Source organism: Azorhizobium oxalatiphilum (assembly GCF_014635325.1).
Classification (GTDB): Bacteria; Pseudomonadota; Alphaproteobacteria; order Rhizobiales; family Xanthobacteraceae; genus Azorhizobium; species Azorhizobium oxalatiphilum.
Window position 1 is genome coordinate 93,009 of the sequence record NZ_BMCT01000003.1, and the last position, 24,678, is coordinate 117,686.

Genomic DNA, 24,678 nt, shown 5'->3' on the forward strand with positions numbered 1-24,678 from the left:
CGAAGCAGTCGGGGCCGTACATGCTCTAGAACACCACGGCGCGCACCAGCGTGTTCGCGCCCAGCAGCGACAGACCGGCGAAGAAGAAGTTGCGGAACGTCTGCTGCGAGATGGCCATCCGCACCCGGCGGCCGATCTCCATGCCCAGGAAGGCCGGGATCAGCGCCGCGCCCGTCACCAGCAGCGCGTGCCAGGAGGTGAGCGGTGCCCCCCGCCCGGACAGGGCGATGGCAAGGCCGACGGAGCCGGCGGAGAAGGACAGGCCCATGGCCTGCACCAGATCCTCGCGCTCCAGCCCCAGCGATTGCAGATAGGGCGCGGCCGGCATCACGGTGACGCCGGTGGTGCCGGTGAGCAGGCCCGAGGCGACGCCCATCACCGGCGAGAGCCAGCTCTCCGCCCAGGCCGGCGTGTGGAAGCTGAAGCGGCCAAGGCCGAGCAGGCCGTAGAGAAACAGCGTGGCGCCCAGCACGCCCGGCGCCAGATGGGACTCCAGCCCCCCGAACCACAGGCCGCCGATGAGCGTGCCGAGGAAGGTGGTGAGCGCCATGAGCCAGAAGCGGCGCAGCACCACGCCGACGCGCGGCCCGGTGGCGAACTGCACGATATTGGTGAGCAGGGTGGGCGCAAGAAGGATGGCGGCGGCTTCCGCCGGCGGCATCAGCAGGCTGAGCAGGCCCATGCCCAGCGTGGGCAGGCCCATGGCGGTGACGCCCTTCACCAGACCGGCGAGCACGAGAACCAGAGCGACGAGGAAGAGCGACAATAAGTCCATGGCGTGCAAGCTGGCCGCACATAGACCTTGTCGCAATGCGGATTATACGGCTTCATCCTTCGGAAAATCCGAAGGATGAAGCCGTGCGGTTCGATCTCGTGGATCTGAAGCTCTTTCTCGCCATTCTGGAGGCGGGCAGCATCACCGCGGGCGCGGCGCGGGCCAATCTGGCACTACCTTCGGCCAGCGCGCGGGTGCGGGGCATGGAAGAGACGGCTGGCACGCCGCTTCTGGTGCGCAGCCGTGCAGGCGCCGTGGCGACGCCGGCCGGCGAAGCGCTGGCCCACCATGCCCGCCTCATCCTCCAGCAGTCCGAGCGGATGCGCGGCGAACTTTCCCGCTATGGCCGCGGCCTGAAGGGGCATGTGCGGCTGTGGAGCAATACGGCGGCCTTCTCCGTGGGCCTGATCGGCGATCTGGCGCGCTTCCTCGCCCGCCATCCCGACGTGGACGTGGATCTGCAGGAGCGCCCGAGCCGCGAGATCGCGCCGGCCCTGCGGGGGGGACTCATCCATATCGGCCTCCTGTCGGATGTGGGCGATACGCTGGGCCTCGAAACCAGGACCTATGGCGAGGATGTGCTGATGGCGGTGCTGCCGAAGGGCCACCGGCTGGCGAACACCCCGGGGGCGGGTTTCGCGGATGTGGCAGCGCTCCCCTTTGTCGGGCTGACGCCGGGCAATGCCATTCATCAGCTCATCGAGACCCACGCGGTGGCGCTTGGCCTGCCGTTGAAATACCGGGTGCGGGTGAACCGCATCGAGGCGGTGGGGGAGATGGTGCAGGCGGGCGTCGGCGTCTCGGTGCTGCCCACGGCGGATGCGCTGCGGGTGGCCGAGCGCACGCAGGTTGAAGTCTTCACCCTGCCGGAGGCATGGGCGCGCCGCCGGCTTGTGGTCGCCGTGCGCGACCTCCAGGCCCTGCCGGAATTCGCACGGCAGTTCCTGGATGGGCTGGGTGGGTGAAGCTCAGGCGAAGGCGGCGGCGAGAGGGGCGGCTTTGGCGCTCGGCTGAAGGTCGGTCCGCACGGCGAGAAAGCCTTCGAAATGATCCAGCGAACATTCCGGATGGAACGGGATCCGCAGGTCCAGCTCGCGTACCTGCCAGCTGTGTGCGATCCGGTAGCCGTGGCGCTGGATGTAACGGACCAGCCCGTCGCGGTTGAAGATGCGATAGGGGCTGGAGGTGGTGACGAAGCTCTGGTTGGTCCATTGGTCCGGGCCGTCCCAGACCGGCACCTTGTTGAGCAGGATATAATCGGGCTTCTTGCGGATGCTCTCCAGCAGGCCCGGCCCGTGCTGGCCGATGGGGTCGCGCATGTACTGGATGGCGCCGAGCGCCAGCAGCAGGTCGCAGGGCGGGGCGCGGCCGAGATCGGTGCCGAAGCTGATCCGCTCCGATTTCAGCCGGGCATGCCGGGCGCGGCCATGTTCCACCATGCGGGGCATATCGACCACGTGCCAGTGGTGGCCCTCGTCCAGCAGGTCGAAGCGTTCTGCGGTCTCGAAGGCGATGCCGCCGGCCCCGCCCACGTCGAGCACGGTCATGCCCTGCCGCAGCAATTTTCCGAGCCAGAGCAGCACGGCGAATTGCGAGGGCTGGGTGGGATCCATGCCGCCGCGATGGACGGGATGCTCATGGTCGATCACCTCCTTTGCCAATGCGCTGTCGTTCCAGCCCACGGCCGAGAAGCGCCGGGCCTGCGCCTCGGCGGCGTCGAAACTGTCATGCAGGCCGTGGAACAGGTTCATGCGCCGCGACCAGACCTTGCGAGCGTAGAGATCGGGCAGGAAGGGCAGGCGGCCGGCCCATCGGCCGAGCACGGTCTGGGTCAGCGCAATCTTGATCAGCTTTTCCATAAGCGCCTCGATACGGGCGGACGATGGAGGAGCCTCACATGGCGGGCCGGGGAAGTCGCCTCGCCCGAACGGGCGAGGCGCGCTCAATGGAGACATCGCTCCGGCGCAAAGGAGTAGGCCCGCAGGCGCATGCGGGGTGAGGGGTACATCCGGATGACGGTGCGCGGGCTGCCGAGGCAGGCCGGGCGGACAGGCGAAGCAGGGACGCGGAAAACCGGGCGACCGGCTGCGGCACCGGAAGGACCGTTTCAATGAAGAGTTCATGTCCCGGGATCAATGCGGGCCAATAATGAGCAAAGAGTCATTATTGAATGACCCCGCAAACGAAAGGTACCGACCGGCATGGAACCGGGGTGACAGGCGGTCATGTCCACGGCGAAGCCGTCCGGGTGCTGCGCATCTGCGAGGCTCAGGGGGCGGCGGCGATGAAGACGAACACCGCGAAGATGACGAGATGGACCCCACCCTGCAGAATGGTCGTCCGGCCCGTGGCGAGGGTGATCGTTCCCATGATCAGCGTCAGCACGATCTGCACGATGTGATCGGCTTCCAGCCCCATGGTGATCGGCTGGTGGAGCAGCAGCGAAATGATCGCGATGGTGGGAATGCTGAGCCCGATGCTGGCGAGGGCTGAGCCCAGCGCGAGGTTGAGGCTCTTCTGGATCTTGTTGGCCTTCGCGGCGCGAATGGCCGTCGTGCCCTCCGGCAGCAGGACCACCGCCGCCACCAGCACGCCGATGAGCTGCGGATTGAGCCCCGCGGATCGCACCGCATCGCTGATGGTGGGTGTCAGTTCCTCGGCGATGAGGATGACCAGCAGCAGCGCGACGAGCAGCATGAAGGCGCTGAGCGCGGTGGCCCGGTTGGAGGGCTTCTCCGATGCGTGCGCGTCTTCGGCATCGAGAAAATAGTCGCGATGGCGCACCGTCTGGACGAACAGGAACAGCGCATAGAGGAGCAGCGAGACCACGGCGACGAAGCCGAGCTGCAAGGGCGAATAGAAGGGGCCGGGCACCGCCGCCGTATAGTTGGGAAGGATGAGAGTCAGCGTCGTCAGCGTGCCCAGAACCGCAAGCTCCGCCGCTGCGCCCGAGGAGCGGAACTCCTGTTCGCGATGCATGAGGCCGCCGACCAGCAGGCAGAGGCCGATCACGCCGTTGAGCACGATCATCACTGTTGCGAACACAGTGTCGCGGGCAATTTCGCTGCCTTCGGCGGCGCCTGTCAGCATGACCGAGACGATCAGCGACACCTCGATCACCGTCACTGCGGCGGCAAGCACGAGGGAGCCGATGGGCTCGCCGATCTTGTGCGCGATGACCTCCGCATGCTCGACGGCCGCGAACACGGATCCGATCAGGAACAGCGCCGCCAGCAGGGCGAACAGGCCCGAGCCCTCGCCGAAGAGATGAAGCGCATGCGCCACCAGCACAAGAACGGCACCGCCCATGGCGACCGTGGCCCAATGGTGTTTCAGAAAATCGGACGGGGAGATCGCCATCGACGCGGTTTCCAGTGTTGATCAGGTTTGGCGGCTCGGAAGACTATATCCGCGTGCGGATATCAAAGGGGCTGGTTCCTTGCCGATTGATGACAGTCCGGGGCCCATGCGCTTCCGTGTCCCGGCAGGCTTGGGGCAGGTCGCGGACATCGCCCGGTTTCCCGGTGCGAAACCGCCCTGCATGCTGGGGGAGCCCGTTCAGGCCAGACGATGGTTCAGGCAGGAGGGGGAGGGCGCGCGACGCCGGGCAAATGCGCAGGCCCTCAACTGGTGAGCGCACGGCATACCGTCGAATGCCCCACGCGGTCCCTGACGCTCGGCGTCATGGCGTTGGATGTATCGACCGGCGGCGGCAAGGCGCCCTGGTAGCCGTTTGCCCGTAGCCACGCCTGAGCCTGCCGTTGACCGTGCAGGGCGGCCTGTTCCATCCAATGCCGACCTGCCACCGGATCGCGTCCGGAGCCGGGCCCGTTCAGGTAGGACAGGCCGAGATTGGCCATGGCGTTGACATGGCCATAGGCTCCGGCCTGTTGCCAGAGGCGACGTGCCTCTTCTTCGTTGCGGGATATCGCCTCGCCGCTGAACAGCAGGATGGCGAGATTGTTCATGGCGCGGGGGTTGCCCGCCAGCACGGCGCGGCAATACCAGACAATGGCGGTGTCCATATTCCTGGGCACGCCCGAGCCGTACTGATGCTTGTAGCCGAGCGCATTCATGCCCTCGCCATTGCCCTGCTCGGCCGACAGCAGATAGAGGCGCAAGGCCTCGCCCTGGTCCTCGGGCACATGCTGGCCACGGGCGTAGAGATAGCCCAGATTGACCTGCGCATCGGAATCGCCCGCATCGGCTTCCTGACGCAGTAGCTTGTAGGCGGTTGCGATGTCGCCGCTGTTGTACGCCTGCATGCCCATGACGGTTCGCGCCGACTGGGCCGTGGCGGACCCCGCCGGCCAGAGCGCCGCGCACAGGGTGATGACCGCACCGATGGTTCGGCATGTGCCGCGAAGGCGCGGCAAAACCCATTCTGTGCCCATCTCCCCCCCCCAACCGAACCTGCTCCAGTTCGCGCGCGGCGCAGCTTCGCGTGCATCCGTTTGCCCTGCAATCGGAAGTTTCGGGGGGCATCCGCCCGGAGCTTTGCGCCCGTCGGCGATGGCACCGTCCAGCACACGCAACGCTCCCCCGCGCCGGCGGCATGCGTGGCGCCGCAATTCGGACATGCGGCGCGCCTCCTTCCCGCACCTGAACTCGCCCGGCACCGCGCGCGGGATCGCTCCGGAGCGGCAGCAAAAATGCCCTGCGGATGCGGTGCTTGTGGTGTGAGTTTGTGCTTAATGTCCGGGCATCTGCCCGCAAGGTGTGCAATGTCACCCGCTGATTCCACCGCTTCCACCGCCTCCATCGGCCTGCGCAACACCACGCTGGCCGGCATCGGCATGATGCTGATCGGCATCTTCGGCTATTCGCTCAACGACGCGCTCGGCAAATGGCTGGTGGCCACCTATTCGGTGCCGCAGGTCATGTGCATCCGCGGGGCCTTCGCGGCGGCGGTGCTGCTGCCCTTCCTGTGGCGGGACCGGCACAGTCTGCGCGCGATCTCAGCGCATCCGGGCCAGCATGCGCTGCGCATGCTGTTCGTGATCCTCGATGTGGGCTGCTTCTATCTGGCGGTGGCCCATCTGCCGCTCGCCACCGTCATGACCTATTACCTCGCCGGCCCCATCTATGTGACGGCGCTGTCGCCCTTCCTGCTGGGCGAGCAGGTGGGCTGGCGGCGGTGGAGCGCGGTGGCGGTGGGCTTCATGGGCGTCCTCATCGCGCTGAAGCCGGCGAGCGGCGGCATCGGCCTGCCGGAGCTGGCGGCCTTCGTGGGCAGCCTGTCCTTCGGCCTGCTGATGATCGTCACCCGCAAGCTCCGGGGCGCGTCCGAGACGCTGCTCATCACCACGCAGGTGGTGGCGCCATTGGTGGCGGGCCTGTGCATCGCCCCCTTCATGTGGGTGGCGCCGTCGCCGGTGGATTTCGGCCTGATCGGCTTCCTGGGCATCGTGTCGATGGTGGCCGGCGTGTGCGTGAACCGCGCGCTCAAGCTGGCGCCGGCCTCCACCGTGGTGCCCTATCAGTACACATTCATCATCTGGGCGACGGTGTTCGGCTATCTGTTCTTCGGCGACCGGCCGGAGCCCAACGTGCTGGTGGGCGCCGCCATCATCATCGGCGCCGGCCTTTTCATCTTCATGCGCGAGCACCGCGCCAGCCGCACCGGCCGCGAGATGCCGCCCGCCTGAAGAAGGCGGGCGCGCGCGCGTCCTCAGAACTCCGCGTCGAGTTCTTCCAGCTCTTCGGGCTCCGCCATCGCGCCGGCGATCCATTCCTGCATCACCGGATGGGACATGATGCGGGCGCGATAGGCGTCGCACGTATCGTCCAGCTTCACGTCATAGGTGGTGAAGCGCGAGCACACCGGGGCGTACATGGCATCCGCCAGCGAGGGGCGGTTGCCGATCAGGTACGGCCCGCCATGGGCGGCAAGGCAGCCGCGCCAGATGGCCAGGATGCGCTCGATATCCGCCTGCGCGCCCGCCCACACCTTGAAGCCGGGATAGCGGCCCTTGATGTTCATGGGCAGCGCCGAGCGCAGATTGGCGAAGCCGGAATGCATCTCGCCCGCCACCGAGAGGCAGTGCGCCCGCGCCGCGCGGTCGGGCGGCAGCAGGTGCGCGTCGGGAAACAGCTCATGCAGGAAGGCGGCGATGGCCAGCGTGTCCCACACGGTCACGCCCTCATGCTGGAGGCGCGGCACGAGGAAGGAGGGGGAGAGCAGCAGCAGCTCGGCGCGGGCCGAGGGGTCGTCCACCGGGACGCGCTCTTCCTCGAATTCGAGACCCGCCAGCTTGCAGATGAGCCAGCCGCGCAGCGACCAGGAGGAGTAGTTCTTGCTCGATATGGTCAGCGTGGCCTTCGACATGCGCGCCTTCCCGATACCTGCCCGATTCGTGCCGCGAGGAGCCCATCTCCCGCCGCCGTTTCGATGCTGTCGCAGGAGCATAGCTCAAGCGCGTTGCAATGCACCACGCTCCTCGTCAAAATCCTTCCAGACAGGTACAACCGATCTGGCCGGTGGAAAAGGCTCCAGGCCAGCTTGAGCCAATATGTATCAGTTCGCCACGCCGGACGGCGGGCGTTTCGGGGCGGGATGCGGCGGGGCGGTTTGCTGCCGACGGGATGAGGGAGGCGAGGTCGCATGATGGCGCACGGATCCCGCGGCTTAGCCGCCCGACACCTGTTGAGGTGTCCCGCGCCATGCTGAGCTATCAGGCATATCAGACCCAGTCGGACCTGATGGAGCCCATCAAGCTCGGCGCCCACATGGCCCGGCGCCTGCTCGACAGCTCCCTGCTGGCTCCGTTCCAGTCGCTGGCCACCCGCCATCTGTCCGCCGCCTGCGAGATGGTGGAGCGTGTCGGCCTCACCCACGCCCGGCCGGCCTTCGGCCTCACCTCCACCGAGGTGGGCAACCATGCGGTGCCGGTGGTTGAGGAAGCGGCGCTGCGCCTGCCCTTCGGCACGCTGCTGCATTTCCGGAAGGACGTGGAGGTGCCCCAGCCCAAGGTGCTGGTGGTGGCTCCGCTCTCCGGCCATTTCGCCACCCTGCTGCTGGGCACGGTGCGCACGCTCCTGCCGGACCACGACGTCTTCATCACCGATTGGCACAATGCGCGCGACGTCAGCCTGGAGCATGGCGGCTTCGGCTTTGACGGCTATGTGGAGCACGTCATCAAGTTCCTGGAGTTCATGGGGCCGGGCAGCCATCTGGTGGCGGTGTGCCAGCCCTGCGTGCAGGCGCTGGTGGCTGCCGCCGTCATGGCGCAGGACAACAATCCGGCCACCCCGCGCTCCATGACGTTGATGGCGGGGCCCATCGACTGCCGCATCAATCCCACCAAGGTGAATGATCTGGCGACCTCGAAGCCCATGTCGTGGTTCGAGCGCAATCTGATCTCCACCGTGCCCATGGGCTTCGAGGGCTCGGGGCGGAAGGTCTATCCGGGCTTCATGCAGCTCTCGGCCTTCGTGAGCATGAATCTGGGGCGCCACATGAAGGCGCATTTCGAGCTCTACGACAGTCTCGTGGACGGCGATCTGGAGAAGGCCCACACCACCAAGACCTTCTATGACGAATATTTCGCCGTGCTGGATCTGGCGGCAGAGTTCTATCTGGAAACCGTGCAGTACGTGTTCCAGGATTATCGCCTGCCCAAGGGCGAACTGACCTACAAGGGCAATCCCATCGACTTCAAGGCCATCCGCCGCACCTCGCTGCTGACGGTGGAAGGCGAGCGGGACGACATCTGCTCGCTGGGCCAGACGGTGGCGGCGCACGACATCTGCACCGGCCTGAAGCCCCACCGCAAGCGCCATCACATGCAGGCGGGCGTTGGCCATTACGGCGTGTTCAGCGGCCGCAAATGGGCGGGGCAGGTCTATCCCATCGTGCGCAACCACATCCTCTCCAGCGACTGAGCGCGGCACGGCCCGCGCCCGCCCACCGTCATCACAACGTCTTGGAGCCCTGTGAAAGGGGTGTGGCATGGCGCGGTTGCGTCAATCGATGGTTGACGCACGGGCCATGCCTTGATTGATGGGCGTGCATCGGCGGCATCCGTCGCCTGTTACACCCTGGAGGAGCTCCCGGAATGAGCGCTTGGCCGGTTCACGCCACCATTGATGGTCCTATTGTCATGATCGGCTTCGGGTCGATCGGGCGCGGTACCCTGCCGCTGATCGAACGCCACTTCTCGTTCGATCTGGACCGGATGGTGGTGATTGATCCGGTCGACACCGACCGCAAGCTGCTCGACGCCCGCGGCATCCGCTACATCCAGTCGGAAGTCACCGCCGAGAATTATCGCGAGCTGCTGACCCCGCTGCTGACCAATGGCGGCGGCCGCGGCTTCTGCGTGAACCTCTCGGTGGACGTGTCCTCCATCGCCGTCATGGAGCTGTGCCGCGAGATCGGCGCGCTTTACGTGGACACGGTCATCGAGCCCTGGAAGGGCTTCTATTTCGACAAGTCCATGGGCCCGGAGAAGCGCACCAACTACGCGCTGCGCGAGACCCTGCTCGCCGCCCGCCGCCGCAATCCCGGCGGCCCCACCGCCGTCTCCACCTGTGGCGCGAACCCCGGCATGGTGTCCTGGTTCGTGAAGCAGGCGCTGCTGAACATCGCCCATGACACCGGCCTCGACCGGCCGGAGCCCACCTCCCGCGAGGAATGGGCGCAGCTCGCCCGTGCGCTGGGCGTGAAGGGCATCCACATCGCCGAGCGCGACACCCAGCGCGCCCGCAACCCCAAGCCGCGCGACGTCTTCGTCAACACCTGGTCGGTGGAAGGCTTCGTCTCCGAGGGCCTGCAGCCGGCGGAGATGGGCTGGGGCACGCATGAGAAGCAGCTTCCGCCGGACGGCCGCACCCATGAGGGCGGCTGCGGCGCGGCCATCTATCTGATGCGCCCCGGCGCGGATACCCGCGTGCGCTCCTGGACGCCCACGCCCGGCCCGCAGTTCGGCTTCCTCGTCACCCACAACGAGTCGATCTCCATCGCCGACTACCTGACGGTCCGCGACGGCGACACCGTGGTCTACCGGCCCACCTGCCACTACGCCTACCACCCGGCCAATGATGCCGTGCTCTCGCTGCACGAGATGTTCGGCGCCGGTGGCAAGCAGCAGTCGAGCTGGAAGATCCTCGACGAGCACGAGATCGTCGACGGCATCGACGAACTGGGCGTGCTGGTCTACGGCCATGGCAAGAACGCCTATTGGTACGGCTCGCAGCTCTCCATCGAGGAGACCCGCCAGCTCGCGCCCTATCAGAACGCCACCGGCCTTCAGGTCACGTCCGCCGTGCTCGCCGGCATGGTGTGGGCGCTGGAAAATCCGGAAGCCGGCATTGTCGAGGCCGACGAGCTGGACTTCCGTCGCTGCCTGGAAGTGCAGACGCCTTATCTCGGCCCGGTCATCGGCACTTATACCGACTGGAACCCGCTGAAGGATCGTCTCCCCTTCTTCCCGGAAGAGATCGACGAGGAAGATCCCTGGCAGTTCAAGAACATCATCGTGCGCTGATCTGCGGCGAGAAGGCTACCGGCAATCCGGGAGACTTTTTGACTGCACGCTATACGGTGAGACAGGAAGTTCAGCGCCGCACGGAAAGCTCCGTGCGGCGCTGTGCTTTTCAGGATACAGGCAGAAGAAAAGAGCCCTTGCTATCCACAACCCCTGATGTTGCGGCATTTCCAGCAGTTATTGGCAAGGCCTTGTCCCGTCAGGGGTGCTGAGCCTCCAATAATCATTGATCGGAAGTGGAATAATTAAAATCTATGAAAATTGTTGGTTTCGGTACGTTGCGCGGCACCAAAGCTTGCCTGTAGCTCAACCCAGAACACATTTTCGTGGGCGGCAGGAAGAAATGCGAACCTTACATAAACACCTCCTTGCTTCGGTGCGCCTGCCCGTTGCCATGGGCGCCCTGCTGATCGCGGCTTCCGCCGCTCAGGCGCAGGATGCCGGCACCGGCCTGCTGCTCCCCACCGTGCAGGTGGAAGGTGCGCAGAGCGCCTGGGGGCCGATCGGCGGCTATGTGGCCACCAATTCGGCCGCCGGCACCAAGACCGACACCCCGCTCATCGAGACCCCGCGCTCCATCTCGGTGGTCTCCGCCGAGGAAATCTCCGATCGCGGCGCGCAGAGCGTGGTGGATGCGGTGAGCTATTCCGCCGGCGTCGTCACCGGCCTCTATGGCTATGAGCCGCGCTTCGACGTGATCTATGTGCGTGGCTTCGCCACCACCCAGCTCGGCGACTACAAGGACGGCCTGCGGCAGGCCAACGGTTCGTTCGCCTACTTCCGCAGCGAGGTCTATGGGCTCGAGCGCATCGACATCATCAAGGGCCCGGCCAGCGTGCTGTACGGCCAGACGGTGCCGGGCGGCCTCGTGAACCGCGTCTCCAAGCTGCCGACCGAGAAGGCGTTCGGCGAGATCGAAGGCCAGATCGGTTCGCCCGACTGGTACCAGCTCGCCTTCGACGTGGGCGGCCCGGCCAACAAGGATGGCTCGATCCTCTATCGCGTCACCGGCGTGGCGCGCAAAGCGGACGGCTCGGTCAACGGCACCGCCAATGACGAGCTGTATCTGGCCCCCTCGGTCACGTTCCGGAACGACAAGACCAGCTTCACGCTGATCGCCAGCGTGCTCAACGCCAACGTGCCGGCGTCGAACTTCTATCTGCAGACGAACGCCTACACCCCGCCGACCCGCATTGGCGCCTCGACGACTTTCAACGACATCGAGCAGACGCAGGAGCAGATCGGCTACAAGCTGGAGCATGAGTTCAACGACATCTGGACGGTGCGCCAGAACCTGCGCTACGGCCATATCGACGAGCATGCCTATTACACTAGCGCCATCGGCTACATCACGCCGACCCTGATCGCCCGCTATCCCTTCAACCTGAAGGCCACGGTGGACACATTCAACGTGGACAATCAGGCGGAGGCGAAGTTCGCCACCGGCGCCCTGAACCACCGCGTGCTGTTCGGGCTTGATTATCTGGTGATGAACAACGTCCAGCGCACCGGCTTCGGCTCCTTCACCGGCTCCGACGCCACCCCGCTCAACCTGCTGGCGCCGAACACGCCGCAGCAGGCCATCATGCCGGCGCTGACCGCCCAGACCGCCACCTCGGTGAGCCAGGTCGGCCTCTATGCCAGCGACCAGATCAAGTTCGGCGAGGGCTGGAACTTCAACATCGGCGGGCGGCAGGATTTCGCCACGCAGCAGGCCAGCAGCCAGGCCTCCAGCTTGTCCCCGACCACCGGCCAGAGCCGCGACGATACCGCCTTCACCTGGCAGACCGGCCTGCTGTACGAATTCTCCAACGGCGTCGCGCCCTATGCGAGCTACGCCACTTCGTTCCTGCCCTCCACCAATACGGACCTCAACGGCGACCTGCTGCCGCCGTCCAATGGCGAGCAGTATGAGGTGGGCATCAAGTATCAGCCGAAGGGCATGAAGGCGCTGTTCACCGCCGCGGCATACCAGCTGACCCAGACCAACTATGCGGTCGCGGTGCCGCCCTTCAACCTCTATTACGACAACACCGGCGACGTGCGCGTGCGCGGCTTCGAGTTCGAGGCCGCCGCCGAGCTGGCGCCGGGCTTCGAGATGACCGCCGCCTACACCTATGCCAAGAGCGAGATCATCGCCTCGCTCGACACGGCGACCATCGGCAACACCCCGGTGAACATGCCGGAGAACGTGGCCTCGCTGTGGGCCAAGTACATGTTCCAGGATGGCCCGATGAAGGGCTTCGGCGTGGGCGCGGGCGTGCGCTACAACGGCGGCTTCTGGGCCGACAATGCCAACACCTACAAGAATCCTTCGCAGACGCTGGTGGACGCCGCGCTCTATTATGAGAAGGACGCCTGGAAGGTGCAGCTGAACGCCAAGAACCTCTTCGACGAGGAGACGGCGATCCTGAACGAGGGCTACTGGTACTGGACCAACGGCCGCCAGGTGCTGCTCACCGCCTCCTATCGCTGGTGAGCCGCGCGGGTTGATCAGCGGACTGCTGATCATCTGCCCATCGACCCAGGCCCCGGATACGCTCTGCCGTATCCGGGGCCTTTGCTTTTCTGGCAGGACACGGATGGCGGTTCGGGAAGCCGTGATGTCGATGAGCTGGTAAAAGGTGCGCCGAGGTCAGCGTCGCGCAAGTCTGTCGCCTGATCTTTCCTGCCCGAACAGTGGTTGCACGTTCCCCTGGCCCAGCATTCGTCTGGCGGTAGGCGCTGCGCCAGCAGACGTGTGCATGTGAATAGTAAGGCCGCATGACTACGTGGGGCCTGTATTCATACATTTGTTATCTGATACAATACATTGTATCGCTTCTACATTAAATGATGTTCATCTGAAATAACTTGCGTTGACGTTGATGCGGCGTGGGATATGTTTCCTGCCATGCACGGCGCTCCGTCGTGTATCACGTCGTATGCACGGTGTTCCGCCGCGCATCACCGAACACGGACGAGTAGATCGTCATGCGCAAATTTGTTCTGGCGTCCTTTGCCGCCCTTTCCCTGGCTGCCGTCGCCGCTCCGGCCTCGGCCATGCCGCTGATCACTGCTGTCGATACCGGCGTTGCCGGAGCCGGCGTCACCGCGCCCGTGGTGCCGGTGGCCGAAGGCTGTGGCTGGGGCCGCTGGCGTGGCCCGTGGGGTCACTGCCGTGACACCCCCTATGTGGGCCCGCTGCCCGGTGGCGGCTATCAGCCCGGCCCGCCCGTGATCATGGGCAATGGCTGCCCCCCCGGCTACTGGCGCGGTCCCTGGGGCCACTGCCGCGACACGCCCTATCATGGGCGCCTGCCGGGTGGCGGCTGGCAGTGATCTGACGGCCTGGAGCCGGATCGGGTCAGGGCAAACCATCTGATCCGCCGATCCGTCTCCGCAACCAGAATCGGGACGGCACCGCCGTTCCCCTTCTTCCGGGTTTGATCGCGTCAATGCCGCCCCCGTTCGTGGCGTGCGGCGTCCCGCCATCTCAAGGACATTGATCATGAAAAGCACTGTTTCACGCCTTCTCGCGGCGTCCGTGCTGGGCTCGGCGGTTCTCGTCGGCACCGGCGCGATGGCCCAGCAGGCCGCGCCTGCCGCGCCGCCCCAGCCGCACATCATCGTCGACGCCAATGCCTATTCGGATGCGGACTCGCAGGCGATCCTCAACGCCCGCCTCGCCGCCCTGAAGACGGTGATCGTGCTCACCCCCGAGCAGGAAAAGCTCTGGCCGGCGGTCGAGACGGCGATCCGCGACATCAACAAGAACGCCATCGCCCGCCGCAAGGCGCTGGAGAGCGGCCCGCCGCCGCGCGACATGCTCGGCGTGCTCGACGCCATCGCCACCGCCGAGGAGGCGCGCGGCAAGGAGCTGAAGCGCTTCGTGGACGCGGCCAAGCCCTTCGTGGCCTCCCTCACCGAGGCCCAGAAGCGCCGCATCCCGGCTTTCCTCGGCATGCATGACTCGGGCGGCCCGCTGCAGCCGGCCGGCACGCTCTGGCTGTTCGAGGAAGAAGCCGGCTGAGCAATAGGTTAGAGCCGGATCGGTTCGGACTGTTCGGTCTGAACCGATCCGGCTCCGGAAGGCATCGAGGGCGAGCCCCGGGGTTAAACACAAGGGTTCGTCAGGGGTGGGGGCCCCCCGCGCCGGAAACCAGCGACAAGCCGGTATCCGGCGCGGTCTATGTTTGAGGCTGCGGCCGGGCTCATGCGCCGGTCTGGTCGTCCACCTTCGCGTCGGGCGCGTTCTTCTTGATGCTGTCGATGGCGGACTGGGCCGAGGGCTTGGTCTTGTAGCCTTCGGACGAGAACATGATCTCGCCGTTGGACGCCTTGAAACGGAACCGGAATTCGCCGGCCTTGTCCTTGAAAATCTCGAACTTTGCCATGGGCGCCTCCTGTTGCCCTGCGTTTTGGCGCGCGCCTGTCGGGCGCGGCGGCAGCAGGCACGGATGGGCCGGGCCGATGCACGCCTCCCCAACATGCGAACGGCCCGGACTGGAGCCGGGCCGTGGGAGCGTGCCGCATTTCGCGGGAGCTGGCAAAGTCCAGAAAGACGGGCGCCTCAGTCGTCCATCTTCAGCGCGGCGATGAAGGCTTCCTGCGGAATCTCCACCTTGCCGAACTGGCGCATGCGCTTCTTGCCTTCCTTCTGCTTGTCCAGAAGCTTGCGCTTGCGCGATACGTCGCCGCCGTAGCACTTCGCCGTCACATCCTTGCGCAGGGCCTTGATGGTCTCGCGCGCGATCACCTTGGCGCCCAGCGCCGCCTGGATCGGGATGTTGAACAGATGCTGCGGGATCAGGTCCTTCAGCTTCTCGCACATGGCGCGGCCACGGAATTCCGCCCGCGTGCGGTGGACCAGCATGGACAGCGCATCCACCGGCTCGGCATTGACGAGGATGGACATCTTCACGAGGTCGCCCTCGCGATAGTCGGTGATGGCGTAGTCGAAGGAGGCATAGCCCTTCGAGATCGACTTCAGCTTGTCGTAGAAGTCGAACACCACCTCGTTCAGCGGCAGGTCGTACGTGACCATGGCGCGCGCGCCCACATAGGTCAGCTCGATCTGGTTGCCGCGCCGGTCCTGGCAGAGCTTCAGCACCGAGCCGAGATAATCGTCCGGCGTCATGATGGTGGCGCGGATCCACGGCTCGCGGATTTCCTTGATCTTCACCACGTCCGGCATGTCGGCCGGATTGTGCAGCTCGATGGTCGAGCCGTCGTTCATCTCCATCTGGTAGATGACCGAGGGGGCAGTGGCGATGAGGTCGAGGTTGAACTCGCGCGACAGCCGCTCCTGGATGATCTCCAGATGCAGCAGCCCGAGGAACCCGCAGCGGAAGCCGAAGCCGAGCGCGGCCGAGGTTTCCATCTCGAAGGAGAAGCTGGCGTCGTTGAGGCGCAGCTTGCCCATGGCGGCGCGCAGATCCTCGAAGTCGGCCGCATCCACGGGGAACAGGCCGCAGAACACCACCGGCTGCGCCGGCTTGAAGCCCGGCAGCGCCTCGGCGGTGGGTTTCTTCTCTTCGGTGATGGTGTCGCCGACGCGGGTATCAGCCACTTCCTTGATGGAGCCGTTCAGGAAGCCGATCTCGCCGGGGCCGAGGCTCTCCAGCGCCACCATCTTGGGGGTGAACACGCCCACGCGGTCCACGTCATAGGCGGCGTCCGTGCCCATCATCTTGATGCGCATGCCCTTCTTCAGGGTGCCGTCGATGACGCGCACGAGCACGACCACGCCGAGATAGGTGTCGTACCAGCTGTCCACCAGCAGCGCCTTGAGCGGCGCGCTGCGGTCGCCCACGGGCGGGGGCAGGCGGGTGACGATGGCTTCCAGCACCTGGTCGATATTGAGCCCGGTCTTGGCCGAGATGCCCACGGCGTTGGAGGCGTCGAGGCCGATCACGTCCTCGATCTGGCTCTTCACCTTCTCCGGCTCGGCGGCGGGCAGGTCGATCTTGTTCAGGACCGGGACGATGTCGTGATTGTTGTCGATGGCCTGATAGACATTGGCCAGCGTCTGCGCTTCCACGCCCTGCGAGGCGTCCACCACCAGCAGCGAGCCTTCCACGGCGGCCAGCGAGCGGCTCACCTCATAGGCGAAGTCCACGTGGCCGGGGGTGTCGATGAGGTTCAGCGTATAGGTCTCGCCATCCTGCGCCTTGTAGGACAGGCGCACGGTCTGGGCCTTGATGGTGATGCCGCGCTCACGCTCGATGTCCATATTGTCGAGCACCTGATCGGACATCTCGCGCTCGGACAGTCCTCCGGTGAGCTGGATCAGCCGGTCGGCGAGCGTGGACTTGCCATGGTCGATATGGGCGACGATGGAAAAGTTGCGGATGTTCTTCTGGGCGGTCGCGGTCATCCGCGCCGCATAGCATTGGGCCGTGGCGCCTACAAGGCCGGCTGCTCGGCGTCGGCGTTCGCCCAGCCCCGGATCAGCCGTTCCAGCGCCCGAAGTCCGTCGGTCAGAGCGGCGGGGCCGGGCTGAAGAATGAGGGGCGACTTGATCTCGTAAAGCGCGCCCGCCTTCACGGCGGGCAGGGCGTCGAAGCCGGGCCGCTCGGCGAAAGCCTTGGCGTTGAAGCGTTTGCCGCACCATGAGCCGATGACGAGGTCCGGCTCGGCCGCGATCACCTCTTCCGGGGTGACGAAGCGGTCGCGCGCGGCGGCGCCCTTGGCCTTGTCGGCGAAGACGTCGATGCCGCCGGCCAAAGTGATCAGCTGCGACACCCAGCCGATGCCGCAGATCATGGGGCTGTCCCATTCCTCGAAATAGACGCGGGGACGGCGGGGCAGGGTGCGGGCGCGCTCGCCCACGATCTCCAGCCGGGCGCAGAGCCGGTCCACCAGGGAAGCGCCCTTGACCGGTTCGCCGATGAGGGCCGCCAGCGTGGCGACCATGCCGAGGATGCCGGCGATGTCGCGCTGGTTGAACACATGCACCGCAAGGCCCGCGCGGGCGATGTCGGCGGCGATGTCGGCCTGAAGATCGGAGAAGGCCAGCACCAGATCCGGCTCGAGGGCGAGGATCTTGGGCACGTCGGCGGTGGTGAAGGCGGAGACGCGGGGCTTCTCCTGCCGCACCTGCGGAGGGCGCACCGCATAGCCGGATACCCCGGCGATGCGCTCCTCCTCGCCCAGGAGGTACATCGTCTCCACCGTCTCCTCCGTGAGGCAGACGATGCGGCGTGGCGGAAAGTGGCTCCGGCGGGTGAGGGCGCCCCCCGGCGCGCTCACAGGCCGAACAGCCGCTTGCGGGCGGGCGCCGGCTCGGCGGTCTCCGCATCCGTCACCGGGCCGGGATCATCCGGCAAGGGCGGCAGCGCCACCACCGGCGGCGGAGCCTCCACGGACTTGGCGGGGGCAGGCTTGGCGGTGGCTGGACTGGCGATGGCAGGCTTGGTTTCGGCGGGCTTCGCGTCCACCGGCTTCGCATCTTCCGCCGTGGCGGGCACGGGCGCCGCGTGGCTGAGCTTCTCCAGCTCGGCCGCGCGCTCCACTTCGCGCCGGGCCTCTTCCTTCTCGCGGATGGCGGCGATGGCGGTGCGCACGCGCTCGGCCTCGTGCTCCAGCACCGGGGTCGCGGACACACCCGGCGGCACCGCCCAGATGAAGGCGTCGAGCTTGCCGGTGACGGGGGACACCGGGCCCCATTCGTCGAACACCCGGCCATCGGCGATCCACGCCGGATCGCGCGGCGCGCGCAGCGCACGGGCGGCCCACTCGCGGGCCTTGCCCACATCCTCGTGCTCGGTGGCTTCCAGCTCGGCCATCAGCAGGCAGACGCGCTGGGTGGGCTCCTGCGACAGGCGCTGGAGCAGGGCACGGGCTTCCGCGAACTGCTGGGCGTCGATGGTGCCGTGGGCCAGCGCGATCAGGCTTTCCGGATGGTCCGGGGCCTTGGCGGCAAGCGCGCGGATGCGCTTCAGCCGGTCGAGCGCCGCATCACCGGGCCGCAGACGGGCGGCCACATCCGCCAGCTCCGGATGCGGGGTCGCGGCATATGCGGTCTCGACGATCTTGGTGGCCTTGCGCAGGTCGCCATTGTTGCCGAGCAGGCGCCCGGCCACGGCGGCGGCAGGCACCAGCGTCGGGGCGAGGCGCACAGCCTCCACCGCGCGCTCGCGGGCCACCGGCGGGTCGCTCACCTCCAGCGCCAGCGCCTCGGCGGCCAACAGCACGGCGCGGCGGCGGCGATACTGGAGCTTGTCGATGCCGCGATGGGACATCTGCTTTTCCAGCACCGCGCGGGCGCCGGGATAGTCGCCCTCGGCGCAGCGCGCCTCCATCACCGCATCGGCGGCCCAGGTGAGGGCCGGATCCTGATTGGCGGCTTCCTCGGCCAGCACGCGGGAAGCGTCGATGTCGCCGGAGCGGCGGGCCTCGATGTGCAGGCCGCGCAGGCCGAGCAGGCGGGTGCCGGGCTCGTCCAGCATGGTGCGGAACACCCGCAGCGCCTCGTCCTGATCGCCCGCGAACTGGGCGGACTGGGCAGCGAGCAACTGCGTCAGGGGCTCGCGCGGCAGGTATTTCTGGGCATCCGCGCGGGCGCGCTTGGCCGCCTCGATATCGCCGGAGCCGATGGCGAGCAGGCCACGCGACACCGCCGCCCAGCCCTTCTCGCGCTTGCGACGGCGCGAGAAGCCGACCAGCAGCTTCGGCGAGCGGATGAGCAGCGACAGCAGGTGCCAAACCACCAGCAGCGCCACGCTGAAGGCGGCGAGCGCCGCCAGCGCCACGGGCACCGTGGTTTCGATGCGCCAGCCCTGCCAGGCAATGAGCATCTCGCCCGGCCGGTCGGCCAGCCAGGAGGCGCCGAAGGCGACGAGCGCGAGGACGATAAGGAAGAGAACGAGGCGGATCACGGCACCTTCCCGGAAATGGCGGCCAGCGCCTGCTGGAACAGGGCTCCGGCGGTATTGGCCGCATCACGGCGGCCCTCGATTTCGGCGGTGATGGGCTTCAGCTTCTCCTGCACCGGGGCGGGCAGGGTGGCGAGCGCAGTGAGGGCGGCGGCCAGATCTCCGGCCTTCAGCGCGGCCACGGCGGTCTTGATCGCGGCGGCGGCATCGGGCGCAGCGGCGGCGCCGGAGCCGCCGGGCGGCGTCACCCTCACCAGCCCTTCGGCATTATAGAGGAAACGGCCGATGAGTCCGCTGTTCTGGCCGTTGCCTGAGGCGGCGGTGTCATCCAGCGCCACGCCACCGGCCTCGGCCAGCCGGTCGGCGAGCTTGGCAGGTGGGGCATAGCCGCTCTTGGCGGCGGTGGCGAAGGGATCGAGGCTGCCGGCGCTGGCACCGAGCACGGCGCGGGCGGCATCCAGCTCCTGCGCGAACGGGCGGCCGGACGTCACCGCGTCACGCAGGCTGGCGAGCACCGCCACCGCCGCCGCCGCGCGATCCAGCGCGCGGGACGAGGTGGCCAGCTCATCGAGCTGCTTCTGGGTTGCGGCGAGGCGCTGGTTGACGTCGCCGGACTGCGCCTTGGCGCTGTCCACGCCGGTCTGCACCTGCGTGCGCAAGGCGGCGATGTCGGCGCTGGCTTTGGCGAGGCCGGCGGTGACGTCGGAGGACGGCATCTGGCGCAGCGCGGCTTCCACCTTGTCGAAGCGCTCGGCATTGGCGGCATGGTTGCGCGCCACTTCCGCCTCCAGCACCGACAGGCGGCCGGCCGTGTTGCTCTGGGCGGGGGGCGGCAGATACTGGGTGAAGATCCAGGCGGCGGCCACAGCCACGAGGCCGCCCGCCACCGCGCCGGACAGGATCGGCACGAAGGGGGAGGGCGGCTGCGGGCGGGCCGGCGGGTCCACCTCCACGGGCGTCTCGGCGGCGGCCAGCGCCTCATAGGCGTCAGGTTCCACCACCTTGTCGGTGCGGGCGGATTCGGCGGCGGTGCGCGAGGCCGAAGCGGAGGCGCTTGAGGCGGCAGCGGTCGCGGTCGAGGCGGCATGGGGCGCCGCCGTGGTCGTGCCGCCCTTGGCCGCGACCACCGGCTTGTCCGTCGCAGCCTTGTCCGTCACGGCCTTATCCGTCGCGGACCCATCCGTCGCAGACCCATCCGTCGCGGCCTTGGCGGCTGCGTCGTTCGGGCCGGCATTCGTGTTTGTCGCATCCTTCGACGCAGCATCTTTGGCCACAGCATCCTTCGCCAAAGCATCCTTGGCCGCAGCATCCTTGCCGGGGGCGTCCTTGGCTGCCGGCGCCGGGCCGGGGGTCGCGTTGCCGTGGCCCTTCGGGCCGCGGGCGCTCTTGGCGGTGGGATCGTCGCTCGCCATGGGCCTCCTCGCCAACTCAACTGTCGGGGCGCGCCGGGCGCTGCCCCGTGAAATCCGTGCGGCCGTTACGGCCTGTCGCAATGTCCCGCGCAGGGGCGCTGAGCGTGCCTGCTGGAATAACTCTTAGGTAGTGCACCACCCGCCCATCCGGCAACCGCACGGGACGGATCGGGAGGATGCACGTTCAGAGCAGCCCTACGCCTTAAGCCTTACAGCAAAGTGAGCAGGGCGTCCTCTTCCGGCCGTTCCGCCACCTCCGCCCTGGCCCCGAAAGCCAGCAATGGCGCGGCAACTGCCTGTGACAGGCACAAGTGTCTGAGATTGCGAAAAGGTCCGCTCACGTTCGCGCCATCCACCGCCCGCAGCACTGCCTGCGCCGTGCGCGGCGAATAATGCAGCACGGCGTCGAGCCGGCCTGCCGCAAGGGCGTCTACGGTGGCGGGGTCAAGCGCATCGGCGGGCACACTGGAATAGAGCACGGCCAGTACCAGCGTGACGCCATGGGGGGCCAGCGCCCCTTCCAGATCGCCCGCCCGTTCGGCTCCGGCCGCATGCAGCACGCGGGAGCCCGGCGGCAGGCGCGAGAGGGCGGCGGCGAGCGTCGCCACGTCGCCCGCGCAATCGGTTACGTCGGTAAAGCCCGCCGTTTGTGCGGCGGCAGCGGTGCGGCGGCCCACCGCGAAGGTGGGCAGGGCGGGCAGGGTGGCGCGGTCCTGATGCCGCGCGAGGGCCTCCACGCCGTTGACGCTGGTGAAGGCGATCGCATGCAGAGGACCGCCCGGCAGGGGCGCGCCCGTATCCACGATGCGCAGCATGGGATCGACGATCACCTCATGCCCCAGCGCCATGAGGCGCCGGGCGGTGGCCCCGGCGGCGGGTTCCGGCCGTGTGACCAGAAGCCGCACCGGCTTCAGAGGCCGAGGGTGCGGGCGGGGGCGGTGTCGCGCAGCCGCGCACCCATCTCCGCACCGAGTCGGGCGGCATCCGATATGGGGGCCGTTTCATCCGCCTCCGCGGCGTCGGTGCCGTCCGGGGCGAGGATCAGGCCGCGCAGGCGCACGCGGTCGCCCTCGACCGTGGCGAGACCGCCGATAGGAGTGCGGCAGGAGCCGTCCAGCGCGGTCAGCAGGGCGCGTTCGGCGGCCAGCGCGATGCCGGTGTTCCGGCAGGCGATGGCGGCGATGGCGGCATTGGTGGCCGCATCGCCCTCGCGGCTCTCGATCGCCACGGCGCCCTGACCCACGGCGGGCAGGAAATGGGTGGTGTCGAGGATGGCGCTCGCCTCATGGGCAAGGCCGAGCCGGGTGAGACCGGCCAGCGCCAGCAAGGTGGCGTCGAACGTGCCGCCCTTCACCTTGTCGAGCCGGGTCTGCACATTGCCGCGCAGCAGCTGCACATCGAGATCGGGCCGGATGCGGCGCAACTGGGCTTCCCGACGCAGCGATGCGGTGCCGACGCGGGCGCCGGGCGCCAGATCGTCGAGGCCCGATCCCTCGCGCAGGATCAGCGCATCACGCACATCGGCGCGGGGCAGATAGCCGGAGAGGAACAGGCCGTCCGGCAGTGCGGTCGCCATGTCTTTGGCCGAATGCACCGCGAGGTCGATGCGCCCGCTCAGCAGCGCTTCCTCGATTTCCTTGGTGAACAGGCCCTTGCCGCCGGCCAGCGACAGGGACCGATCCTGAATGGCATCGCCGGAGGTCTTGATGATCTCGATGGTGATGCTCTCCACCGGCCGGCCATGGGCGGCGGCCAGCGCATCGCGCACGGCATGGGCCTGCCACAAGGCGAGGGGGCTGCCGCGGGTGCCGATGGCGAGGCGCGGGGTGGAGGAGGGGATAGTTTCAGGCATCAGGGGTGGGGCATCGCGTCTTGTGTGAGGGGCACATACAATGATAGCCGGAATCGCAATGGCATAGGGCGAGGTTCCGGCGCAGGTTCAGTTGTGCGCTGAGGTTCAGCTGACCATGTAAAGCCCGTCGTCCGGCCGGTCCAGTCCGGGTGGTGACGGAGGTGACTGCCCGCATGGAGCTGGCGGCTCCGGTGAAGGAGGCAACAAGCGGTGGCGGATCTTCTGGTGCTCGGCATCGAGACCACGTGCGATGAAACCGCCGCGGCGGTGGTGGCGCGCTCGCCCTCCGGGGCCGGCGACATCCGCTCCAACGTGGTGCGCTCCCAGATCGAGGAGCACGCGCCCTATGGCGGCGTGGTGCCCGAGATCGCCGCCCGCGCCCATGTGGAAATCCTCGACCATGTGATCGCGCAGGCCATGGCGGACGCCGGCATCGGCTTCTCCGATCTCTCCGCGGTCGCCACCGCTGCCGGCCCCGGCCTCATCGGCGGCGTCATCGTGGGCCTGACCACCGCCAAGGCCATCGCGCTTGCTGCCCATCGCCCGCTGGTGGCGGTGAACCATCTGGAGGCGCACGCGCTCACCGCCCGCCTCACCGACGGCGTGGCCTTTCCTTATCTGCTGCTGCTCGTCTCCGGCGGCCACACCCAGTTGCTGGCGGTGGAAGACGTGGGGCGCTATCGCCGCCTCGGCACCACGCTGGATGACGCCATCGGGGAGGCCTTCGACAAGGTCGCCAAGATGCTGAGCCTGCCTTATCCGGGCGGCCCCGAGGTGGAGAAGCAGGCGCTACAGGGCGATCCCGAGCGCTTCGCCTTCCCGCGCCCCATGCTCAACCGCCGTGAGCCGGACTTCTCCCTCTCCGGCCTCAAGACCGCCGTGCGGCTGGAGGCCGATCGCCTCGCGCCTTTGTCCGATCAGGACGTGGCGGACCTGTGCGCCAGCTTCCAGGCGGCAGTGGTGGATGTGATCATCGACCGGGTGCGTGCGGGCGGCCGGGTCTTCCGCGAGAAGCTGGGCACCGCGCCCACCGCCCTCGTGGTGGCGGGCGGCGTGGCGGCCAATGGCGCCATCCGCACCGCCTTGCAGAAACTGAGCATTGATGCGGGCACGCGCCTCGCCGTGCCGCCGCCCCAGCTGTGCACGGACAATGGCGCCATGATCGCCTGGGCGGGAGCCGAGCGCCTGTCGCGCGGGCTCACCGATCCGCTGCATCTGTCTCCCAAGGCCCGCTGGCCCCTCGACCCGACGCCACTCACGGCCCGCGCATGAGCGCTCTCACCTCGCGACGGGGGGCCGCATGAGCGCGTTCGAGCATATCGGCGTCGTCGGCGCGGGGGCGTGGGGCACGGCGCTGGCCAATGCCGCCGCCCGCGCCGGCCGCAACGTGCGCCTGTGGGCGCGCAATGCTGACCATGTGGCCGACATGGTGGCCCGGCACGAGAATGTGCGCGGCCTGCCCGGCGTGCCGCTGGAACCCGGCGTCATCCCGGTGGAGCAACTGGCCGATGCGGCCGCCTGCGATGCGGTGCTGCTCGTGGTTCCCGCGCAGGTGTGCCGCAAGGTGGCCGGCGAGCTCAAGCCGCTGATGGCCCATCGCACGCCGCTGGTGTCCTGCGCCAAGGGCATCGAGCGCGGCACGCTGGCCTTCATGACCGATGCGATTGCCGCCGCCGCGCCCGAGGTCACGCCCATGGTGCTCTCCGGCCCCAGCTTCGCCGACGATGTGGCGCGCGGCCTGCCCACTGCCGTGACGCTGGCGGGCGCGGATGGCGGCATGGCGGAGGATCTGGCCGCGGCGCTGGGCTCCTCCACCTTCCGGCTTTATCACTCCACCGACGTGCGGGGCGTGGAGATCGGCGGGGCGGCGAAGAACGTGCTCGCCATCGCCTCCGGCATCGTCGCCGGCCGGCGGCTCGGTGCCAGCGCGGGCGCGGCGCTCACCGCGCGCGGCTTTGCGGAGCTGGCCCGTTTCGGCCGGGCGTTCGGCGCGCTGCCGGATACGCTGACCGGCCTGTCGGGGCTGGGCGATCTCATTCTCACCACGTCCGGCCCGCAGTCGCGCAACTTCGCCTTCGGGCTCGCGCTGGGCGAAACCGGCAAGGCCCCTGCGGGCGGCAAGCTGGCGGAAGGGGCGTTCACGGCGAGCGCGCTCGTCGCCATGGCGGCGGAGCGGGAGGTGGAGATGCCCATCTGCGCGGCGGTGGACGCGGTGCTGGCGGGCAAGCTCTCGGTGGAAGGGGCTATCGAGGCCCTGATGGCCCGCCCGCAGCGCGCGGAGGCGTGAAGGCGC

Annotated in this window: 21 protein-coding genes; 9 read left to right on the forward strand and 12 right to left on the reverse strand. The window is 67.8% G+C overall.

The genetic code is table 11. The features are described 5' to 3' along the window. Positions 1–25: 25 nt before the first annotated feature. Entirely contained in the window at positions 26–775 is a 750-nt protein-coding gene (locus IEW24_RS12425; protein WP_188578997.1) for a sulfite exporter TauE/SafE family protein, read from the reverse strand. An 83-nt stretch (positions 776–858) separates the two neighbouring features. Here IEW24_RS12425 and IEW24_RS12430 point away from each other — a divergent pair, with 83 nt between their 5' ends. After that, entirely contained in the window at positions 859–1,740 is an 882-nt protein-coding gene (locus IEW24_RS12430) for a LysR family transcriptional regulator (protein ID WP_188578998.1), read from the forward strand. Positions 1,741–1,743: 3 nt separating this feature from the next. Here the strand turns inward: IEW24_RS12430 and IEW24_RS12435 are convergent, their stop codons facing one another. The 3 genes from IEW24_RS12435 to IEW24_RS12445 all read right to left on the reverse strand — a co-directional run bounded on the left by IEW24_RS12435 (position 1,744) and on the right by IEW24_RS12445 (position 5,355). Further along, positions 1,744–2,634: a methyltransferase, TIGR04325 family gene (locus IEW24_RS12435; RefSeq protein WP_188578999.1), complete on the reverse strand. Its 891-nt coding sequence runs from the start codon at positions 2,632–2,634 to the stop codon at positions 1,744–1,746. Between the two features lie 409 nt (positions 2,635–3,043). Continuing rightward, entirely contained in the window at positions 3,044–4,135 is a 1,092-nt protein-coding gene (locus tag IEW24_RS12440) for a calcium:cation antiporter (RefSeq protein WP_244644354.1), read from the reverse strand. Between the two features lie 263 nt (positions 4,136–4,398). Beyond that, positions 4,399–5,355, reverse strand: a complete 957-nt coding sequence (locus IEW24_RS12445; RefSeq protein ID WP_188579000.1) for a tetratricopeptide repeat protein — start codon at positions 5,353–5,355, stop codon at positions 4,399–4,401. Between the two features lie 144 nt (positions 5,356–5,499). Here IEW24_RS12445 and IEW24_RS12450 point away from each other — a divergent pair, with 144 nt between their 5' ends. Continuing rightward, positions 5,500–6,423 carry a DMT family transporter gene (locus IEW24_RS12450; RefSeq protein WP_188579001.1) on the forward strand — a complete coding sequence of 308 codons (924 nt, stop codon included), beginning with the start codon at positions 5,500–5,502 and terminating at the stop codon, positions 6,421–6,423. 23 nt (positions 6,424–6,446) lie between these two features. On the opposite strand, the gene IEW24_RS12455 is transcribed toward IEW24_RS12450, so the two are convergent. Beyond that, complete coding sequence (locus tag IEW24_RS12455; protein ID WP_188579002.1) at positions 6,447–7,103, reverse strand: glutathione S-transferase family protein; 657 nt, start codon at positions 7,101–7,103, stop codon at positions 6,447–6,449. Positions 7,104–7,438: 335 nt separating this feature from the next. Between IEW24_RS12455 and IEW24_RS12460 the strand changes: the two genes are divergently transcribed. The 5 genes from IEW24_RS12460 to IEW24_RS12480 all read left to right on the forward strand — a co-directional run bounded on the left by IEW24_RS12460 (position 7,439) and on the right by IEW24_RS12480 (position 14,275). Beyond that, the gene (locus tag IEW24_RS12460) at positions 7,439–8,659 is read left to right on the forward strand and encodes a polyhydroxyalkanoate depolymerase (RefSeq protein ID WP_188579003.1); all 1,221 of its coding nucleotides are present in this window, start codon (positions 7,439–7,441) and stop codon (positions 8,657–8,659) included. A 173-nt stretch (positions 8,660–8,832) separates the two neighbouring features. Next, positions 8,833–10,263, forward strand: a complete 1,431-nt coding sequence (locus IEW24_RS12465) for a homospermidine synthase (protein WP_188579004.1) — start codon at positions 8,833–8,835, stop codon at positions 10,261–10,263. Positions 10,264–10,606: 343 nt separating this feature from the next. Next, entirely contained in the window at positions 10,607–12,742 is a 2,136-nt protein-coding gene (locus IEW24_RS12470; protein ID WP_188579005.1) for a TonB-dependent siderophore receptor, read from the forward strand. A 494-nt stretch (positions 12,743–13,236) separates the two neighbouring features. Next, the gene (locus IEW24_RS12475; RefSeq protein ID WP_188579008.1) at positions 13,237–13,584 is read left to right on the forward strand and encodes a GCG_CRPN prefix-to-repeats domain-containing protein; all 348 of its coding nucleotides are present in this window, start codon (positions 13,237–13,239) and stop codon (positions 13,582–13,584) included. A 169-nt stretch (positions 13,585–13,753) separates the two neighbouring features. Beyond that, the gene (locus IEW24_RS12480) at positions 13,754–14,275 is read left to right on the forward strand and encodes a Spy/CpxP family protein refolding chaperone (protein ID WP_188579011.1); all 522 of its coding nucleotides are present in this window, start codon (positions 13,754–13,756) and stop codon (positions 14,273–14,275) included. A 181-nt stretch (positions 14,276–14,456) separates the two neighbouring features. On the opposite strand, the gene IEW24_RS12485 is transcribed toward IEW24_RS12480, so the two are convergent. From IEW24_RS12485 to hemC, 7 genes are all read right to left on the reverse strand, one after another. Further along, the gene (locus IEW24_RS12485; RefSeq protein WP_188579013.1) at positions 14,457–14,639 is read right to left on the reverse strand and encodes a YegP family protein; all 183 of its coding nucleotides are present in this window, start codon (positions 14,637–14,639) and stop codon (positions 14,457–14,459) included. Positions 14,640–14,815: 176 nt separating this feature from the next. Continuing rightward, the gene (lepA, locus tag IEW24_RS12490; protein WP_188579015.1) at positions 14,816–16,621 is read right to left on the reverse strand and encodes a translation elongation factor 4; all 1,806 of its coding nucleotides are present in this window, start codon (positions 16,619–16,621) and stop codon (positions 14,816–14,818) included. 29 nt (positions 16,622–16,650) lie between these two features. Continuing rightward, positions 16,651–17,409 (reverse strand): ABC transporter substrate-binding protein, encoded by a 759-nt coding sequence (locus IEW24_RS12495; RefSeq protein ID WP_188579016.1) that lies wholly within the window; start codon positions 17,407–17,409, stop codon positions 16,651–16,653. An 83-nt stretch (positions 17,410–17,492) separates the two neighbouring features. Then, positions 17,493–19,124, reverse strand: coding sequence for a heme biosynthesis protein HemY (locus tag IEW24_RS28990; protein ID WP_280514977.1), 1,632 nt, complete (start codon positions 19,122–19,124; stop codon positions 17,493–17,495). After that, positions 19,121–20,533, reverse strand: a complete 1,413-nt coding sequence (locus tag IEW24_RS12505) for a hypothetical protein (RefSeq protein WP_188579018.1) — start codon at positions 20,531–20,533, stop codon at positions 19,121–19,123. Before IEW24_RS12505 ends, IEW24_RS28990 begins: the two co-directional genes overlap by 4 nt. 209 nt (positions 20,534–20,742) lie before the next feature. Beyond that, positions 20,743–21,438, reverse strand: coding sequence for a uroporphyrinogen-III synthase (locus IEW24_RS12510; protein WP_188579020.1), 696 nt, complete (start codon positions 21,436–21,438; stop codon positions 20,743–20,745). A 5-nt stretch (positions 21,439–21,443) separates the two neighbouring features. Next, positions 21,444–22,385: a hydroxymethylbilane synthase gene (gene hemC, locus IEW24_RS12515; protein ID WP_188579022.1), complete on the reverse strand. Its 942-nt coding sequence runs from the start codon at positions 22,383–22,385 to the stop codon at positions 21,444–21,446. A gap of 210 nt (positions 22,386–22,595) precedes the next feature. Between hemC and tsaD the strand changes: the two genes are divergently transcribed. Beyond that, positions 22,596–23,657, forward strand: a complete 1,062-nt coding sequence (gene tsaD / locus IEW24_RS12520) for a tRNA (adenosine(37)-N6)-threonylcarbamoyltransferase complex transferase subunit TsaD (RefSeq protein ID WP_188579023.1) — start codon at positions 22,596–22,598, stop codon at positions 23,655–23,657. A 28-nt stretch (positions 23,658–23,685) separates the two neighbouring features. Continuing rightward, complete coding sequence (locus tag IEW24_RS12525; protein WP_188579025.1) at positions 23,686–24,672, forward strand: NAD(P)H-dependent glycerol-3-phosphate dehydrogenase; 987 nt, start codon at positions 23,686–23,688, stop codon at positions 24,670–24,672. The last annotated feature ends 6 nt before the right edge of the window (positions 24,673–24,678 follow it).

Bases quoted from the DNA above. Each gene is read 5' to 3' on its own strand.
- IEW24_RS12425 (WP_188578997.1), bottom strand. From the start codon at position 775: ATGGACTTATTGTCGCTCTTCCTCGTCGCTCTGGTTCTCGTGCTCGCC.
- IEW24_RS12435 (WP_188578999.1), bottom strand. From the start codon at position 2,634: ATGGAAAAGCTGATCAAGATTGCGCTGACCCAGACCGTGCTCGGCCGA.
- IEW24_RS12440 (WP_244644354.1), bottom strand. From the start codon at position 4,135: ATGGCGATCTCCCCGTCCGATTTTCTGAAACACCATTGGGCCACGGTC.
- IEW24_RS12445 (WP_188579000.1), bottom strand. From the start codon at position 5,355: ATGTCCGAATTGCGGCGCCACGCATGCCGCCGGCGCGGGGGAGCGTTG.
- IEW24_RS12450 (WP_188579001.1), top strand. From the start codon at position 5,500: ATGTCACCCGCTGATTCCACCGCTTCCACCGCCTCCATCGGCCTGCGC.
- IEW24_RS12455 (WP_188579002.1), bottom strand. From the start codon at position 7,103: ATGTCGAAGGCCACGCTGACCATATCGAGCAAGAACTACTCCTCCTGG.
- IEW24_RS12460 (WP_188579003.1), top strand. From the start codon at position 7,439: ATGCTGAGCTATCAGGCATATCAGACCCAGTCGGACCTGATGGAGCCC.
- IEW24_RS12465 (WP_188579004.1), top strand. From the start codon at position 8,833: ATGAGCGCTTGGCCGGTTCACGCCACCATTGATGGTCCTATTGTCATG.
- IEW24_RS12470 (WP_188579005.1), top strand. From the start codon at position 10,607: ATGCGAACCTTACATAAACACCTCCTTGCTTCGGTGCGCCTGCCCGTT.
- IEW24_RS12475 (WP_188579008.1), top strand. From the start codon at position 13,237: ATGCGCAAATTTGTTCTGGCGTCCTTTGCCGCCCTTTCCCTGGCTGCC.
- IEW24_RS12480 (WP_188579011.1), top strand. From the start codon at position 13,754: ATGAAAAGCACTGTTTCACGCCTTCTCGCGGCGTCCGTGCTGGGCTCG.
- IEW24_RS12485 (WP_188579013.1), bottom strand. From the start codon at position 14,639: ATGGCAAAGTTCGAGATTTTCAAGGACAAGGCCGGCGAATTCCGGTTC.
- lepA (WP_188579015.1), bottom strand. From the start codon at position 16,621: ATGACCGCGACCGCCCAGAAGAACATCCGCAACTTTTCCATCGTCGCC.
- IEW24_RS12495 (WP_188579016.1), bottom strand. From the start codon at position 17,409: ATGTACCTCCTGGGCGAGGAGGAGCGCATCGCCGGGGTATCCGGCTAT.
- IEW24_RS12505 (WP_188579018.1), bottom strand. From the start codon at position 20,533: ATGGCGAGCGACGATCCCACCGCCAAGAGCGCCCGCGGCCCGAAGGGC.
- hemC (WP_188579022.1), bottom strand. From the start codon at position 22,385: ATGCCTGAAACTATCCCCTCCTCCACCCCGCGCCTCGCCATCGGCACC.
- IEW24_RS12525 (WP_188579025.1), top strand. From the start codon at position 23,686: ATGAGCGCGTTCGAGCATATCGGCGTCGTCGGCGCGGGGGCGTGGGGC.